The organism is Arthrobacter sp. BC5 (genome assembly GCF_056680255.1).
In genome coordinates, this window is the sequence record NZ_CM155273.1 from 909,198 (window position 1) to 923,561 (window position 14,364).

Consider the following 14,364-nt stretch of genomic DNA (forward strand, 5'->3'; position numbering starts at 1 on the left):
GCGGCGCCATTCCTGCGCCGTCCGGCTTCCAGGAGTGCGGGATTGGTCACATCCGGACCGCTTGGCGGGTGGCCTGCAGGTCCGCGGGGCGGCTCCCTCGCCGACGTCCGGCACTGCGCCGCGCGGGGGAGGTGCGGACGCGCTGCACCAGGGCCGGATCGCCGTAGGGGCGGCGAACAGGGGTTGTCACCGCGGCTGCGCATCATCGGGTTCACGGCGCCGGGGGTGCGAGCGCGATCCACCTGCCGGGAGCTCCGACAAGGACTCCTCGGACCGGAAGTCACCGGAACCCGTCCGGCACCCCCCGCGTACCCTAAGCCCTATGTCTAATTCCACCGAGCCCATTCAAGGATCACCGCCCAGCGAGGACACGCCCTTCGAGGTCCCTCCAGGAGAGGCGCCCGTGAAGGCTGCGCTGGACAAGCCTGTCCTCTTCGTCTCACTCTCGATCGTCATCCTGCTGATGCTGGTGGCCGTCATCTTCCCCACGGGCTTCTCGAGCATCACCACCTCCCTGTTGAACGGCCTCGTGAAGAACTTCGGCTGGGCCTTCGTGCTGACGGCCACCGGCTTCGTGGTCTTCGCGCTCTTCCTCGCCTTCAGCAAGTACGGGCGGATCCCCCTCGGCAAGGACGGCGAGAAGCCGGAGTACTCCAGGGCGTCCTGGATCGCGATGATGTTCAGCGCCGGCATGGGCATCGGGCTCATGTTCTACGGCGTCACCGAGCCCATCTCCCACTACCTGACGCCCCCGGTCGACGGCGTCGGACCGGGTACCCCGGAAGCGGCGCAGCAGGCCATGAACTACACGCTGTTCCACTGGGCCATCCACCCGTGGGCCATCTACGCGGTCGTCGGCCTGGCGCTCGCCTACTCCGCGTTCCGCAAGGGTCGCGGCACCGGCTTCAGCGGGGCCTTCACCGCCCTCTTCCGCGGCCGTCCCGCGCCCAAGGCGCTGCGCGCCATCGACGTCTTCGCGATCTTCGCCACCCTCTTCGGCTCGGCGACGTCCCTCGGACTCGGCGTCCTGCAGATCAACGGCGGGCTCACGGAGGTCTTCGGCGTGGGCAGCAGCCTGCCCCTGCAGATCACCCTGATCGCCGTCCTCACCGTCTGCTTCATCGTCTCCGCCGTCAGCGGTCTCAGCCGCGGCATCAAGTGGCTCTCCAACGGCAACATGATCCTGGCCCTGGCCCTGCTGTTCTTCCTGTTCGTCGTGGGACCCACCGTCTTCATCCTCGAACTCATCCCGGCCTCTGCGGGCAACTACCTGATCGGCCTCCCGCAGATGTCCTCCCGCACCGGCGCCTTCGGCGGCCATGCATGGCTCGCGGCGTGGACCATCTTCTACTGGGCGTGGTGGGTGTCATGGACCCCCTTCGTCGGTTCCTTCCTCGCGAAGATCTCGCGCGGGCGCACCATCCGGGAGTTCGTCATCGGAGTCGTCGCCGTTCCCAGCGTCATCAGCGTGCTCTGGTTCGGGGTGTGGGGCGGTTCTGCCCTCAACCTGCAGGACAACGGAGTGGACATCGCGGCGGCGAACGCGGAGAGCCAGGAGTCGGCGATGTTCGCCCTCCTCGCCGAGTATCCACTGGCCTCGGTCACGTCGATCCTCGTGGTCATCCTCGTGGCAGTCTTCTTCATCTCCGGTGCCGACGCCTCGTCGATCGTGCTCGGATCGCTGTCCTCCTTCGGCGCGGCCGTCCCGCGCAAGTGGCTCACCATCCTGTGGGGCGCGCTGACCGGTGGCGTCGCAGCCATCCTGCTGTCCGTGGGCAGCCTCGAGGCCCTGCAGACGCTGACGATCATCGCCGCAGCCCCGTTCCTGCTGGTGATGATCGGGCTCTGCGTGGCCCTCATGATGGACCTTTCCAAGGACCCGCTGATCACCGGCGCACGACGCACGGGCTCCCGCGTGGTGCGAAGGGCAGCCCAGCCGAGGTCCTGACCCCGAGTGGATGTGCCGGGCGGGGAACCCGCGGGGCAGAATGGTGCGATGCGCGCTGTCTGGTTCGACGAGTTCTCCGCCCGCCCCGTCCTCCGGGACGTTCCCGAGCCCGTTCCGTCACCCCGCGGCGTCGTCGTCCGCGTCGAGGCGACGGGCCTGTGCCGCAGCGACGTGCACGGGTGGCTGGGGCACGACGACGGCATCTCCCTGCCGCACGTGCCCGGCCACGAACTCGTGGGCACCATCACGGCGCTCGGTGTCGGCGTGCACCGCTTCCGTGTGGGCGACCGCGTCACCACGCCCTTCGTCTGCGCGTGCGGCCACTGCCCCGAGTGCATCTCGGGTAACGGCCAGGTGTGCCGCAACCAGACGCAGCCCGGCTTCACCCACTGGGGCTCGTTCGCCGACCTCGTGGCCCTCCATGACGCCGACACCAACCTCATCTCCGTACCGGCTTCCCTCGATGCGGGTGCGGCCGCGCTCCTCGGGTGCCGGTTCGCCACGTCCTACCGCGGGCTCGTGCACCAGGCGCGCCTCGTTGCCGGGGAGTCGCTCGTGGTGGTCGGGTGCGGCGGCGTGGGGCTGAGCGCCGTCATGATCGGCGCCGCCCTGGGCGCGGAGGTGGTGGCCGTCGACGTCGACACCACGGCGCTGCAGCGCGCCGCGCGCTTCGGTGCCACGAAGACGATCGATTCGTCCGGTCTGACCCGGGCCGCGGTCCTCGAGGCCGTGCGCGAGGCAGCGCCGTCGGGCGTCGATGTATCCGTCGATGCCCTCGGGCGTGAGGAGACGGCCGCCGTCGGCATCCTGTCGCTACGCCCCCGCGGCCGGCACGTGCAGATCGGGCTCTTCCCGGCGGATCCGGTGATCCCCATGGGTGCGGTCATCGGCAGGGAACTCGTCGTCCTCGGCAGCCACGGCATGCCGGCGCAGGACTACCCTGGCCTGCTGGACCTCGTGGCCGCGGGCGAACTCCGCCCCCAGGAGCTCATCGAACGGAGGATTCCGCTCGAGGAGGTGCCGGAGGCCCTCCTGGCGATGGCCGAGGACCGCTCGGCGGGCGGGGTGACCGTCGTCGACGTCGCGTCGTGCTGACCGCCGGATCGAAACCGCGGGCCGGGCCGCACTGACGGTTGTGCCGCCGACATGGTGATACTGGGTCATGGAAGCTTCCTCCTCCCCCGCTGATGCGCCGTCCAATTCGGTCACCCTGAGGTTCCTCGCCTCCCCGACGGATCTCGGGCACAGCGGCTCGGTGGACGCCGGGACCGTCCTCGAATGGGTGGACAAGGCCGCCTATGCCGCGGCGGTCGGCTGGGCCAAGACCTACTGCGTGACGGCCTACGTGGGGAACATCCATTTCGCCGACCCGGTGGTCGTCGGCGACCTCGTGGAGGTGGAAGCCACGATCGTCCACACCGGCACGTCCTCCATGCACATCCGCACCGTGGTCTCCTCCGGCTCGGTGTCCGGGAACGACGGCGGGAAGCGCAGCGAGTGCCTCGTGATCTTCGTGGCGGTCGGGCCTGACGGCAAACCCGTGCCTGTTCCCGCCTTCGAGCCGCGATCCGACGCCGAACGGCTGGCGAGCGCCCATGCCGTGGCACGCATCGACGTCCGCAAGCGGATCGTCGAGGAGATGCGCCGTCAGGAATATACGGAGGCGGGGACCGCGGAACGCACGGTCCTCCGGTTCCTCGCCGCCCCCACCGACGTGAACTGGGGCGGGAAGGTGCACGGCGGTACGGTCATGGACTGGATAGACGAGGCCGCGTACGTCTGCTCCACGCGCTACTGCGGGCTCGACACGGTCGCCGTGTTCTCGGGCGGCGTCCGGTTCATCAAGCCGCTGCGCATCGGCGACGTGGTCGAGGTGGAAGCGCGCCTCGTGTACACGGGGCACAAGGGCATGCACGTCGCCGTCCACGTGCGCTCCGGTAGCCCGAGGTCACGGGAGATGGAGCTCACCACCACGTGCCTCACCGTCATGGTGGCGCGGGACGCGGAGGGCACAGCCGTCCCCGTGCCGTCCTGGGTGCCGCGCTCGGAGGAGGACCAGCGCCTCCACGAGCACGCCCGCACCCTGCAGCTCATCCGCAGCGGCGCTCCCGGGAGCGTCCTGCCGACCCACCTCAGGGCGGTCCCCGACGCCGGGTGAGGCAGGTACGGGTCCCGGCGGATCCGCTCCGGGATCATCTCGTCCGAGCCCTTTCGCCTGCGATCCGGTAGGACTCCCCGACGAGTTCGGTCAGCTCGTCCTGGCCGATGCGGCCGAGCCGCACGAGCACCAGCGACCCGTACTGCTCGTGGTGCGGGTGGATCAGGAAGGCGCCGGGCTGCGTCGCGAGGAGCGCCTCCCGCTCGGTGGTCTTGACCGTCAGGACGGTGTCGTCCCACATGCGCGCGAAGAGGGTCCGCGAGAACCAGGCGGGCCGGTTCCAGCTCAGCCGTTCGGAGGCGCCGGGCAGGGCGAGGCACACGGACCGTACGTCGTCTTCGGTGACCATCAACCAACCATCGCACCGGGCACGGAGGCCGTCCAGCGATTTCGGTCAGCCCCGGAAAAGCCGCTCGAGCAGGTCGACGGCGATGACCAGGGCGTCCTCGTCGAGGTCGAACCGGCGATGGTGGTGCGGGGCGGGGTTGGAAGCCCCCACGAAGATGTACGTGCCGAGCCCTCCGGCGTCCTGCACGTCGCGGATGATCAGGTGAGCGTCGTCGCTACCGCCCCCGGAGGTGCCCTTGGGAGTGAAGGCGTTGATGGCCTGCATGCCGCCCGCCGCGCGGGCGACGTCGTCGAGCAGCGCGTCGTCGGGCTGGGACGCCGCGGCCCGACCGTAGGCCTTCGTGGCCGCGGCGACGCCGTACATCTGCGCTGCCCCCTGAACCGCGGCCTCCGCGCGGCGGTTGAGGTCCTCGAGGACCGCGTTCGACGTCGACCGCGTCTCGTAGGTGATCGTGGCGAGCGCGGGAATGATGTTGGCGCTGCCGTCGGCGTGGAAGGTCCCCACATTGACGCGCGTGTCGGCCGCGGCGAAGCGCGTGAGGCCGAGGATCGCGAGGGTCGCCTGAGCGGCGGCCGCGAGCGCGTGCCGTCCCTTCTCCGGGGAGGCCGCCGCGTGGGCTGCCTCGCCCTCGAACCGCGCCGTCCACTTCGTGGTGGCCATCGCATCCGTGACCCCACCGACGACCGTCCCGGTGGGCAGGTCCCCGCCGAGGTGGACGGCGAGCATGCGGTCGATGCCGCGCGTGACTCCGGCGTCGATCATCGGTTGCGCGCCGCGGACGCCCTCCTCGGCGGGCTGGAACATGATGCGCACGCGGCCGGGGAAGTCCCCGTCCCGCAGCCGGTCCGCGAGCGCCAGCCCGATCGCGGCGTGCCCGTCGTGTCCGCACGCGTGCATGAAGGGCGTCGTGGAGCGGAAGCCGCCGGCCACCGGCGCGTGGCCTCCGTCGGTCTCCTCGTCGACGGGCAGGGCGTCGATGTCCACCCGCAGGCCCCAGGTCGGGCCGTCCCGGTTCCCGTCGAGCTCCGCGATGACGGCGGTCCCGTGCTCCTGGAAGTAGGCGACGTCGTCGGGCGCCGCGCCCGCCTCGACGGCCCTCCGGCCCCACTCGTCCTTCTCGGCCTGCGTGGGCGGCAGGGCGATGCGCCCGACGTCCATGGCGTCCGCTCCGGTGGTGGCCCGCACGCCCCGATGGGCCAGTTCCGCGAGGATCACGGACGCCGTCCGGTACTCGAGGAACCCGGGTTCGGCGTGGGCATGGAAGCGGCGGCGGAGGGCGATGATCTGGTCGGGCTGCATCCTCCGACCCTACGCATACCCCCTGCGCCGCGCACCCTGCCGTCCCTGCGCCGGAGAGGACTGCCTAGAGCGCGCTCTGGCTCGCCAGCACCTGTGCGTACTGCCCGGTGGCCTCGGCGAAGCGCTGGCGCCTGACCCGCTCGACGAGGATCTGTTCAGCGTCCGGGTCGGTTCCGAGGAGTGCCATGGTCTCGTCCAGGAAGTCCTCGAGGAGCATGCCGTGTTCGTTGTCCTGGTTGCCCATCAGGGTGGTACGCACCAGGGCGGCGCGAGTTCGCTGACCTGCACGGGGGTGGCTGCGAGCTGCACGGGGAGGCCGTCGGCGAAGGAGTGCATGGCAGCCTTCGTGGCACTGTAGGTGGGCGCCAGGGGCAGGGGCACGTAGGCCAGGCCCGAGGTGACGGTCACGATGGCCGCGCGGTCCCGGCCCTCGAGCTGCGGCAGGAACGCGCTGATCAGCCGGATGGGACCGGGAGAGGAGCCGTTATCCACGGATCGGCGGTCCCTGTTCCGTCCTTCCCCGAGGGACGATGATGGACGCATGAACCGCGATGGCCTGGCCGCTTTCCTGCGCACCCGCCGTGAGGCACTGCAACCCGACGACGTGGGGCTGATACCGGGCGCACGACGGCGGACGGCGGGACTGCGGCGCGAGGAGGTGGCCGTGCTGTGCGGGATGTCCACCGACTACTACACGCGCCTGGAGCAGCGTCGAGGCCCACAGCCCTCCGACCAGATGCTGCTGGCCATCACGAGGGGCCTGCGGCTCAGCCTCGATGAGCGGGACCACCTCTTCTTCCTCGCCGGCCAGCGCCCTCCGCGGCGCCTGCACTCCTCCGGCCATGTCAGCCCGGCCCTCATGCGCGTGTTCGATCGACTCGAGGACACACCCGCCCTGGTGATGTCCGGCCTCGCGGAGACCCTCGTGCAGAACCGGCTGGCGGTCGAACTCCTGGGGGACGGCCGGCGGCATGAAGGCCTCGCCCGGAGCTCCTACTACCGGTGGTTCACCGACCCGGTGGAGCGACGGACCTATCCGGAGCGCGATCATGCCCACCAGTCGCGCGTGCGCGCGGCGGCCCTGCGCGCGGCCCTCGGCACGGTCGCGTCGGCGGTCCGCGGCCAGGAGCTCGTGGACGCGCTGCTCGCGGAGAGCACGGAGTTCACCCGGGTGTGGAGCAACTACGAGGTGCGGAGCCGCTTCGACGACCACAAGACGCTCGTCCATCCCGAGCTGGGCGAGATCGAGGTGGACTGCCAGGTGCTGTTCACGGAGAACCAGGCGCAGTCGCTGCTCGTCCTGACGGCTCCCCACGGGACGGAGGGCCACGAGAAGCTGCAGCTGCTGGGCATCCTCGCGGCCCGGCAGACCACGGGGCGCTAGGCACCGCGGGCGGTGCCCAGCGCGGGGGGGAACCCGGCCTGCTGCCGTCCGCGGGGGTCCTTCAGGGCCGCAGCATCACGTTCCCATCACCGCGCGGTCACGGTGCGCACACGGATCAGCAACGATCCGTGGGACCTACAACGATCCTGTTGCGGCGCTGGTGAGTCCAGCACGCGGGCGCCACCATGGAGCGGTCAACCCACGATACAAAGGAGTAACCATGGGTACCTCAGCCACCCCGGTGTTGGTGTCGACAGGGGCACTGTGCCTCGCTGTCCTTCTCTCCTCCTGCGCCGGCACCGACGGCGGCAGCTCCAGCACACCGGAGGCCCAGCCCGCGGCCGCCACGTCAACGGCGGAATCAGCCGCCCCGCCGGCGCCGTCCACCGCACCGGCCGCAGAGTCCCCGGATCCGTCCACCGCACCGGCTGCGGACGGCACCTGGACCACGTACACGACGACGGACGGGACGCTGGCCTTCGACCATCCGGCGGACTGGACGGTCACCGACGCACCGGAGACACCGCCAGGCGGCATCTCCGTCGTCGTCGCGGACCCCGCCGGCAGGCAGCTGGCGACCCTCCGGACGAACCTCGTCACGGGGGCCGTCTGCCCGGCGGAACTCCCGTACGCGCTCCTCGACTCCCAGGCACTTCCGGCACTGGCCCAGGACTCGGGCACACCGAGGTTCACCTTCGAGGGGCGGACCGACCCGGCCGTTCCGGATCCGGTCGCCGCGTCCACCCTCGCCTACGGCATCACGTCGGCGCCGGAGCCCACGGGAGGGTCGGCCTGCCCGATCTCGCACTTCTTCACCTGGCCGCCGTCGGGAGCGGCATTCGGCGGCGTCTACGACCCCTACGAGATCTACCCCGGGAAGCCCCAGCACGTCGACACCCCCCATGCCTACATGGAGACGGCGGAGTACCAGGACATCAGGACGATGATCACGTCGCTGCGACCCGCCGGCTAACTACCGGTGCCGGCGATGACCGACGATCTCCGCACGCCGGGACCGGGCAGAAGGAACGCGCAGATCGCCGCAGCGATCTTGCCCCCGCCCTGCACCGAGGGCTCGATCGGGTTCGCGTAGTCGCCGTCGTCGTCGCACACCAGCCGGAGGTCGACGACGGACACGCCGCGGGCGAAGGCGGCACGCGTGATGCAGTCGTTGAAGAACGAAAGCGCCGTGCGGATGACGGCATGGCCCGGCTCCGACGACGGCGTGTCGTAGATCGTGCAGACGGCGACAGGCAGGCCTGCCGCTGCGACGCCGTCGATCATCGCCGCGTAGCCCTGCGCGAAGTCCTGCTGCGCGGCGGAGAAGGCGAGCAGCGCTTCGGCGGCGCCGCGCACCGGCCGCTGCAGCAGATGCTGGTAGCCGAGGGCGTCGTTCCCGCCGACGCTGACCACCAGGTGGGTGGCGTCCGGCGGTAGCGAGCGGAGCTGGCGGGCCACGCCGGAGGTGACGTCGCCGTCGACCGCCAGCAGCGTGGCCCTCCAGCCCTCCGGCAGGGCCCCGCGCACCTGCCGGACGACGTCGGGCCCACCGTCCACGTACCGTCCGTTGTCGAAGATGGAATCCCCGAGCAGCACCACGTGTCCCATGCACCCTCCTGGTCAGGCCGACCCCACCATCGTCACCGGGAGCTCGACCGTGAAGCCAGTCCTCCACCCGGTGGCACGGGAGGGCAGGATGGAGTACAAGGACAGGGCGACCAGCGGCCCTGCGGGAACGGACAGGACATCACGTGGGGCCGATCGTCGTCACCGGAGTGCAGGACCTCGTTTCCCTCCTGCCTCCCCCGCCGCATGACGGGCGCCGGCTGATCGGGATCACCGGCACACCCGGCTCCGGCAAGTCCACCGTCGCGGCGGCGCTCGCTGCGCACGATCCCGAGGCGTGGGCGCAGGTGCCCATGGACGGTTTCCACCTCGCCGACCAGGAGCTGGTGCGCAGGGGCCTCCTGCAGCGGAAAGGCGCTCCCGACACGTTCGACGCCCACGGGTATGCGGCGCTGCTGGACCGGGTGCGGAGCCGTCCGGACCACACCGTCTACGCGCCGGCCTTCGCCCGCGACCTGGAGCAGCCACTCGCGAACGCGCTGCCCGTCCCACCCTCCGTGTCGATGGTCGTCACGGAGGGGAACTACCTGCTCGTCGATGCCCCCGGTTGGCACGCTGCACGCCGGCAGCTCGATGAGGTCTGGTTCATCGACGTCGACCCGGCCCTGCGGCGCAGCCGGCTCGTGGCGCGGCACATCGAGTTCGGCAAGTCACCCGCTGCCGCCGAGGAGTGGGTGCTCCGGGTCGACGAGGCGAACGCCTCCCTCGTCGAGGCCACGAGGCCGGCCGCGGACCGGATCCTCGACTGCTCCTCATGGGTGCTCCCCTAGTCGGCGAGGAACCAGTCCCGTGCGGGGTTCCCGACATCGGGTGCGGAGCGGGCGATGCCGGGCTGCGCCACCCAGTCCACCCCGTTGGCGAGCACGCGCTGGATCTGCGGGTGGTGGTAGACCGGGTATTCCTGGTCGCCGGGGCTGAAGTAGAAGATCCGGCCCTTGCCCCGGGAGAAGGTCACTCCCGAGCGGAACACCTCACCGCCGGCGAAGGAGCTGATGAAGATGAGGTCGTCCGGCTCGGGGATGTCGAAGAGTTCCCCGTACATCTCCTGCTCCGGGATGACGATGGGGCTCTCGATGCCCGCGGCGATCGGGTGCGACGGCTTGACCGTCCAGACCAGCTCGCGTTCGCCGTCGTTCCGCCATGCGAGGGAACACGTGGTGCCGAGGAGCCGCGTGAGGATCTTCGAGAAGTGGCCCGAGTGCAGCACCACGAGCCCCATGCCCCCGAGGACGTGGCGCTGCACGCGGTCGACCACGTCGTCCGAGACCTCCCCGTGGGCGATGTGCCCCCACCACAGCAGCACGTCCGTCCTGGCGAGGCGCTCCTCCGTGAGCCCGTGCTCGGGATCCGCGAGTGTCGCCGTCGTGATGTCCGAGCCGGGGAAGTACCCGGCGAGGGCCTCCGCGACGGCGCCGTGGATGCCGCGCGGATACATCTCCCCGATGGTCGCCGGTTCGTTGCGGGCCTCGTGGACGCCCTCGTTCCAGACGTGGATGGTGGGCTTGGTGTCGAATGCCATCAGAGGTGGACCTCCCGGTGCTGGGCTGCGGATGCGTAACAGGCGTCGATGATGCGGGCCCGGTCGAGCGCGAGCGAGCCGTCGTGCCGGCCCCACTCCGACGCGCCCGCGCGGATGGCTGCGAGGAAGTCGTCGACGACGCCACGGTGGCCGAGGGATGGGCCGACCTCCGGCTCGTGGTCGCCCTTCTCGGTGAAGACGCGCAGCGTCTCGACGGCGTCCTGCGGTCCGCCGACCCGGCTTAGCGCAGCACCGCCGTCGGTACCGTAGACCCGGAAGTCCATGAGGTCCTCGGGTTCCCGGTAGGCGGCCCAGCCCGCCTCCACGAGGAGGGTCGCGCCGCCCTCGAGGCGCATGAACGCGGAGGCGAAGTCCTCCACCTCGAAGGCCGAGCCCGCCGCCTGGGCCCCGTAGGTCCCGCCGCCCCGGCCCTGAGGCCCGAGTTCCGAATAGGCCGACGCCGAGACCGAGAGGACCTTGGGCTCGCCGAGCAGGTGCAGCGCGTAGTCGATCACGTGGACGCCGATGTCCGCGAGCGGGCCCCCGCCGGCCATGTCCCGGTTGGTGAACCAGCTGCCGAGTGACGGGATGCCGGAGCGGCGCAACCAGGAGGCCTTGGCGTAGTAGGGTCGGCCGAGTCCGCCGTCGTCGATGACGCGCTTGAGCGCGGTGATATCGCCGCGGCGGCGATGGTTGAAGGCGATCTCGAGGACGCGCCCGGCCCTGCGTGCGGCGTCGACCATCAGCTGGGCCTCGTCACCGCTGCGCGCGATCGGCTTCTCGCTGAGGACGTGGAGGCCCCGGGCCAGGGCCGCGACCGTGATCGGGGCATGGAGGAACGTGGGGACGGCGACGCTGACGGCGTCGAGCCCCTCGAGTGCGATCAGGTCCTCCCAGCGGGCTACCGCGTGCGGGACGCCGTACTCGTCGCGGAGTTCGGCGAGGAGGCCCGGCTCCATACCGGCCACCCCGATGATCTCGACGTCCTCCCTGCTCGCGTAGGCGTCCAGGTGCTGGCGCCCGGCCCAGCCGATCCCCACCACACCTACTTTGAGGCGCCGTTCCCCGTGCGCCGCCCGCCCGTCCGTTCCCTGCTCGACCAATGCCTGTGTCCTCCCACTCGATCCCGTGGCGCGTGCACCCCTCCTGCAGTCCTACCGTCTGGAGACACGCCCTGTCCACGGGATCCCCGCCGCCCCGCGATCCCTCGTGGCCGGGAAGTATCCCGGCCCGGCCCGGGTTACCGCCTGTAGCTGCACCACACGGGTGCCCCGAACAGGAGGACACACATGACGATCGTCATCACGGGAGCCACCGGCCACCTCGGCCGCCAGGTCATCGAACAGTTGCTGGCGCGCGGCGTGGATCCGTCCACCATCGTGGCCGGTGGCCGCAACGAGGAGGCCCTGGCCGAGCTCGCCGGGCACGGCGTCCGGGCGGCGCGCGTCGACTACGCGGACCCGTCCACCCTCGACGACGCCTTCGTCGGCGCCGAGAAGGTCCTCCTCATCTCCGGCAACGAGGTGGGACAGCGCTCCGTGCAGCACAAGGCCGTGATCGACGCGGCCCGCAAGGCAGGTGCTTCCCTCGTGTACACGAGCGCGCCCAAGGCTTCGACCTCGGCCCTCGTCCTCGCCCCGGAGCACAAGGCCACCGAGGGACTGCTCGAAGGGTCGGGCCTCACCTACACGGTGCTGCGGAACAACTGGTACACCGAGAACTACGACGACACCATCCGCCAGGCGGCCTCCACGGGGTCCATCCTGACGAGCGCGGGCAGCGGGAAGGTCGCGAGCGCGACGCGCAGGGACTACGCCGAGGCCGCCGCCGTCGTCCTGCTCTCCGACGAGTACGCGGGCGAGATCCTCGAACTCGGCGGTGACGAGCCCTGGGACTTCGACGAGCTGGCCGCGACCGTTTCCGAGGTCGCGGGAAACCACGTGACCGTGAACCAGGTCTCCACCGAGGAGCACATCGCGGCGCTGAAGGGCTTCGGGCTCGACGAGGGTACGGCCGGTTTCGTCGCGGCACTCGACGCGAACATCGCCGAGGGCCTCCTCGCCGAGAGCGACGGCACCCTCTCGCGCGTCATCGGCCGCCCCACGACGCCGCTGCGGCAGTACGTCGGCGAGCTGCTCGGCGCGTAGCCTCCAGCGCGGGGGCCGGGCCGGCACAGCGCGGCGGCCGGGCTGCGGTCCGGCGGCCGTGCGGCCGCAGCTACGCTGGCATCACCACGGCGGAAGCGCAGGGAAGGAGCACCGTGCCGCATGACCAGGACCTCTCGGTCGGACAGCTCGCAGCTCGCAGCGGCATGAGTGTCTCCGCCCTGCACTTCTACGAGCGGCAGGGCCTGATCTTCAGCCGCCGGACATCGGGCAACCAGCGCCGGTACGACCGCTCGATCCTGCGCCGCGTCGCCGTCATCCGGGCCGCCCAGCGTGCGGGCATCCCCCTCGCCACGGTGGCCGCGGCCTTCGCGGAGCTACCGAAGGACGGCATCCCGGACCAGGAGGACTGGCAGCGCCTGTCGGCTGCCTGGCAGCAGGAGATCGAGAAACGCATCGCCCAGCTCGAGCACCTGCGGGACAGGCTGGGCGGCTGCATCGGGTGCGGATGCCTGTCGCTGGCCACGTGCGGTTTCGTCAATCCGGACGATGCCGCCGGGCGGCGCGGCATCCCCTCCACCCTCCTCGACCCGTGAGGGGCCGATTTGACCTCAAGCTTTGTTGAGGTTCTAGCGTTGACGGCATGACAGTCCCAACGGGTCACGCAGCACCCACCGCCGAACTCTTCAAAGACGCCTTCCGCGCACACCCTGCGGGAATCGCCGTGATCACGGCCCGGGGACCCGACGGCCCTGTCGGCCTGACGGCGTCGTCCGTCTCCTCGGTCTCGGCGGAGCCCCCCGTCCTCGCCTTCTCCGTCTCGACGGCGTCGCCATCGGCGGCCGCCCTCGTCCAGGCGGACACACTCGTGGTGCACCTGCTCGGCGCGGACCAGCTCGGCATCGCCCAGCTGTTCGCGACGCGCGGCGCCGACCGCTTCGGCGGCGCCGCGGACTGGCACCCGCTCCCCTCGGGGGAGCCCCTCCTGACAGATGCACCGTGGGCGCTGCGCTGCCGCATCCTGCACCGGCTGCCGGTCGGCGGTTCCATGATCATCGCCGCCGAGGTCCTGTCCATCGAACAGGGAACGCACGACGACGTCGCGCCGCTCGTCTACCACAACCGTTCCTACCATCGGCTGGGCGACCAGTCGCTGCTGGGATGACACCACCACACCAACGAGGAGCAAAACGTGAGCGAATACGTACTGCCGGATCTTGACTACGACTACGCGGCCCTGGAGCCGCACATCTCGGGCCGGATCATGGAGCTGCACCACTCCAAGCACCAGGCCACCTACGTCAAGGGCGCCAACGACGCCCTCGCGCAGCTCGCCGAGGCCCGCGCCACGGGCCAGTTCGGGACCATCCCCAAGCTCTCCAAGGACCTCGCGTTCCACGTCGGCGGCGTGATCAACCACAGCATCTTCTGGAAGAACATGTCCCCCGAGGGAGGCGACAAGCCCGAGGGTGAGCTCGCCGCGGCCCTGGACGACGCGTTCGGGTCCTTCGACGCGTTCCGCGCCCACTTCACCGCTGCTGCGACCTCCCTGCAGGGGTCGGGGTGGGCGGTGCTGGCGTACGAGCCGCTGGGGAAGAACATCGTGATCGAGCAGCTCTACGACCAGCAGGGCAACGTGCCGGTGGGTACCGTGCCGCTTCTGATGCTGGACATGTGGGAGCACGCGTTCTACCTGGACTACGTCAACGTCAAGCCCGATTACGTCAAGGCGTGGTGGAACCTGGTGAACTGGGCCGACGTCCAGACCCGCTTCCAGGCAGCCCGCACCGGGGCCTCCACCCTCATCACCCCCGGCCTCTGACACCCGGCCCCGAAGGGCCGGACCCCGAAGGGCCGCCTCCTCAGGGGGCGGCCCTTCTGCGTGCGATCCAGGGCATCAGCACCAGCCGGAATGCAGCGTGTCCGCGTCCTCCCGATTGGTTGCTTAGGCAACCTAAGGAGTAGGATGGATCGTC

17 protein-coding genes are annotated in these 14,364 nt (G+C 70.6%); 10 read left to right on the plus strand and 7 right to left on the minus strand.

Going from position 1 to position 14,364, the window contains the following annotated elements; genetic code table 11:
* Positions 1-322: 322 nt before the first annotated feature.
* The 3 genes from AC1MFI_RS04020 (at position 323) to AC1MFI_RS04030 (ending at position 4,106) form a co-directional block, all read left to right on the plus strand.
* Positions 323-1,948 carry a BCCT family transporter gene (locus AC1MFI_RS04020; protein WP_479819851.1) on the plus strand — a complete coding sequence of 542 codons (1,626 nt, stop codon included), beginning with the start codon at positions 323-325 and terminating at the stop codon, positions 1,946-1,948.
* A 48-nt stretch (positions 1,949-1,996) separates the two neighbouring features.
* Positions 1,997-3,043 (plus strand): alcohol dehydrogenase catalytic domain-containing protein, encoded by a 1,047-nt coding sequence (locus AC1MFI_RS04025; protein ID WP_479819852.1) that lies wholly within the window; start codon positions 1,997-1,999, stop codon positions 3,041-3,043.
* A gap of 67 nt (positions 3,044-3,110) precedes the next feature.
* Positions 3,111-4,106, plus strand: a complete 996-nt coding sequence (locus tag AC1MFI_RS04030; RefSeq protein ID WP_479819853.1) for an acyl-CoA thioesterase — start codon at positions 3,111-3,113, stop codon at positions 4,104-4,106.
* A gap of 34 nt (positions 4,107-4,140) precedes the next feature.
* On the opposite strand, the gene AC1MFI_RS04035 is transcribed toward AC1MFI_RS04030, so the two are convergent.
* The 4 genes from AC1MFI_RS04035 to AC1MFI_RS04050 all read right to left on the minus strand — a co-directional run bounded on the left by AC1MFI_RS04035 (position 4,141) and on the right by AC1MFI_RS04050 (position 6,246).
* Complete coding sequence (locus tag AC1MFI_RS04035) at positions 4,141-4,455, minus strand: MmcQ/YjbR family DNA-binding protein (RefSeq protein ID WP_479819854.1); 315 nt, start codon at positions 4,453-4,455, stop codon at positions 4,141-4,143.
* A 45-nt stretch (positions 4,456-4,500) separates the two neighbouring features.
* Positions 4,501-5,754: an amidohydrolase gene (locus AC1MFI_RS04040; protein WP_479819855.1), complete on the minus strand. Its 1,254-nt coding sequence runs from the start codon at positions 5,752-5,754 to the stop codon at positions 4,501-4,503.
* A gap of 64 nt (positions 5,755-5,818) precedes the next feature.
* Positions 5,819-6,013, minus strand: a complete 195-nt coding sequence (locus tag AC1MFI_RS04045) for a hypothetical protein (RefSeq protein ID WP_479819856.1) — start codon at positions 6,011-6,013, stop codon at positions 5,819-5,821.
* On the minus strand, positions 5,998-6,246 hold the full coding sequence (locus tag AC1MFI_RS04050) for an SDR family NAD(P)-dependent oxidoreductase (protein ID WP_479819857.1): 249 nt from the start codon (positions 6,244-6,246) through the stop codon (positions 5,998-6,000). Before AC1MFI_RS04050 ends, AC1MFI_RS04045 begins: the two co-directional genes overlap by 16 nt.
* Positions 6,247-6,295: 49 nt before the next feature.
* On the opposite strand from AC1MFI_RS04050, the gene AC1MFI_RS04055 reads away from it, so the two are divergent.
* Positions 6,296-7,138: a helix-turn-helix transcriptional regulator gene (locus AC1MFI_RS04055; protein WP_479819858.1), complete on the plus strand. Its 843-nt coding sequence runs from the start codon at positions 6,296-6,298 to the stop codon at positions 7,136-7,138.
* Between the two features lie 220 nt (positions 7,139-7,358).
* A complete protein-coding gene (locus tag AC1MFI_RS04060; protein ID WP_479819859.1) occupies positions 7,359-8,111 on the plus strand; it encodes a hypothetical protein in 753 nt (250 codons plus the stop codon).
* On the opposite strand, the gene AC1MFI_RS04065 is transcribed toward AC1MFI_RS04060, so the two are convergent.
* Entirely contained in the window at positions 8,108-8,746 is a 639-nt protein-coding gene (locus AC1MFI_RS04065; RefSeq protein WP_479819860.1) for an SGNH/GDSL hydrolase family protein, read from the minus strand. The two genes, AC1MFI_RS04060 and AC1MFI_RS04065, sit on opposite strands and share 4 nt — an antisense overlap.
* 143 nt (positions 8,747-8,889) lie before the next feature.
* Here AC1MFI_RS04065 and AC1MFI_RS04070 point away from each other — a divergent pair, with 143 nt between their 5' ends.
* Positions 8,890-9,534: a nucleoside/nucleotide kinase family protein gene (locus tag AC1MFI_RS04070; RefSeq protein WP_479819861.1), complete on the plus strand. Its 645-nt coding sequence runs from the start codon at positions 8,890-8,892 to the stop codon at positions 9,532-9,534.
* On the opposite strand, the gene AC1MFI_RS04075 is transcribed toward AC1MFI_RS04070, so the two are convergent.
* Both AC1MFI_RS04075 and AC1MFI_RS04080 read right to left on the minus strand, forming a co-directional pair.
* Entirely contained in the window at positions 9,531-10,283 is a 753-nt protein-coding gene (locus AC1MFI_RS04075; RefSeq protein WP_479819862.1) for a ThuA domain-containing protein, read from the minus strand. The two genes, AC1MFI_RS04070 and AC1MFI_RS04075, sit on opposite strands and share 4 nt — an antisense overlap.
* Positions 10,283-11,386 carry a Gfo/Idh/MocA family protein gene (locus AC1MFI_RS04080; RefSeq protein WP_479819863.1) on the minus strand — a complete coding sequence of 368 codons (1,104 nt, stop codon included), beginning with the start codon at positions 11,384-11,386 and terminating at the stop codon, positions 10,283-10,285. The genes AC1MFI_RS04075 and AC1MFI_RS04080 overlap by 1 nt, the downstream gene beginning before the upstream one ends.
* A gap of 186 nt (positions 11,387-11,572) precedes the next feature.
* Between AC1MFI_RS04080 and AC1MFI_RS04085 the strand changes: the two genes are divergently transcribed.
* The 4 genes from AC1MFI_RS04085 to AC1MFI_RS04100 all read left to right on the plus strand — a co-directional run bounded on the left by AC1MFI_RS04085 (position 11,573) and on the right by AC1MFI_RS04100 (position 14,210).
* Positions 11,573-12,430 carry an SDR family oxidoreductase gene (locus tag AC1MFI_RS04085; RefSeq protein WP_479819864.1) on the plus strand — a complete coding sequence of 286 codons (858 nt, stop codon included), beginning with the start codon at positions 11,573-11,575 and terminating at the stop codon, positions 12,428-12,430.
* 113 nt (positions 12,431-12,543) lie between these two features.
* Positions 12,544-12,984 (plus strand): redox-sensitive transcriptional activator SoxR, encoded by a 441-nt coding sequence (gene soxR, locus AC1MFI_RS04090; protein WP_479819865.1) that lies wholly within the window; start codon positions 12,544-12,546, stop codon positions 12,982-12,984.
* Between the two features lie 47 nt (positions 12,985-13,031).
* Positions 13,032-13,553: a flavin reductase family protein gene (locus AC1MFI_RS04095; protein WP_479819866.1), complete on the plus strand. Its 522-nt coding sequence runs from the start codon at positions 13,032-13,034 to the stop codon at positions 13,551-13,553.
* A 27-nt stretch (positions 13,554-13,580) separates the two neighbouring features.
* Positions 13,581-14,210: a superoxide dismutase gene (locus AC1MFI_RS04100; RefSeq protein WP_400484116.1), complete on the plus strand. Its 630-nt coding sequence runs from the start codon at positions 13,581-13,583 to the stop codon at positions 14,208-14,210.
* The last annotated feature ends 154 nt before the right edge of the window (positions 14,211-14,364 follow it).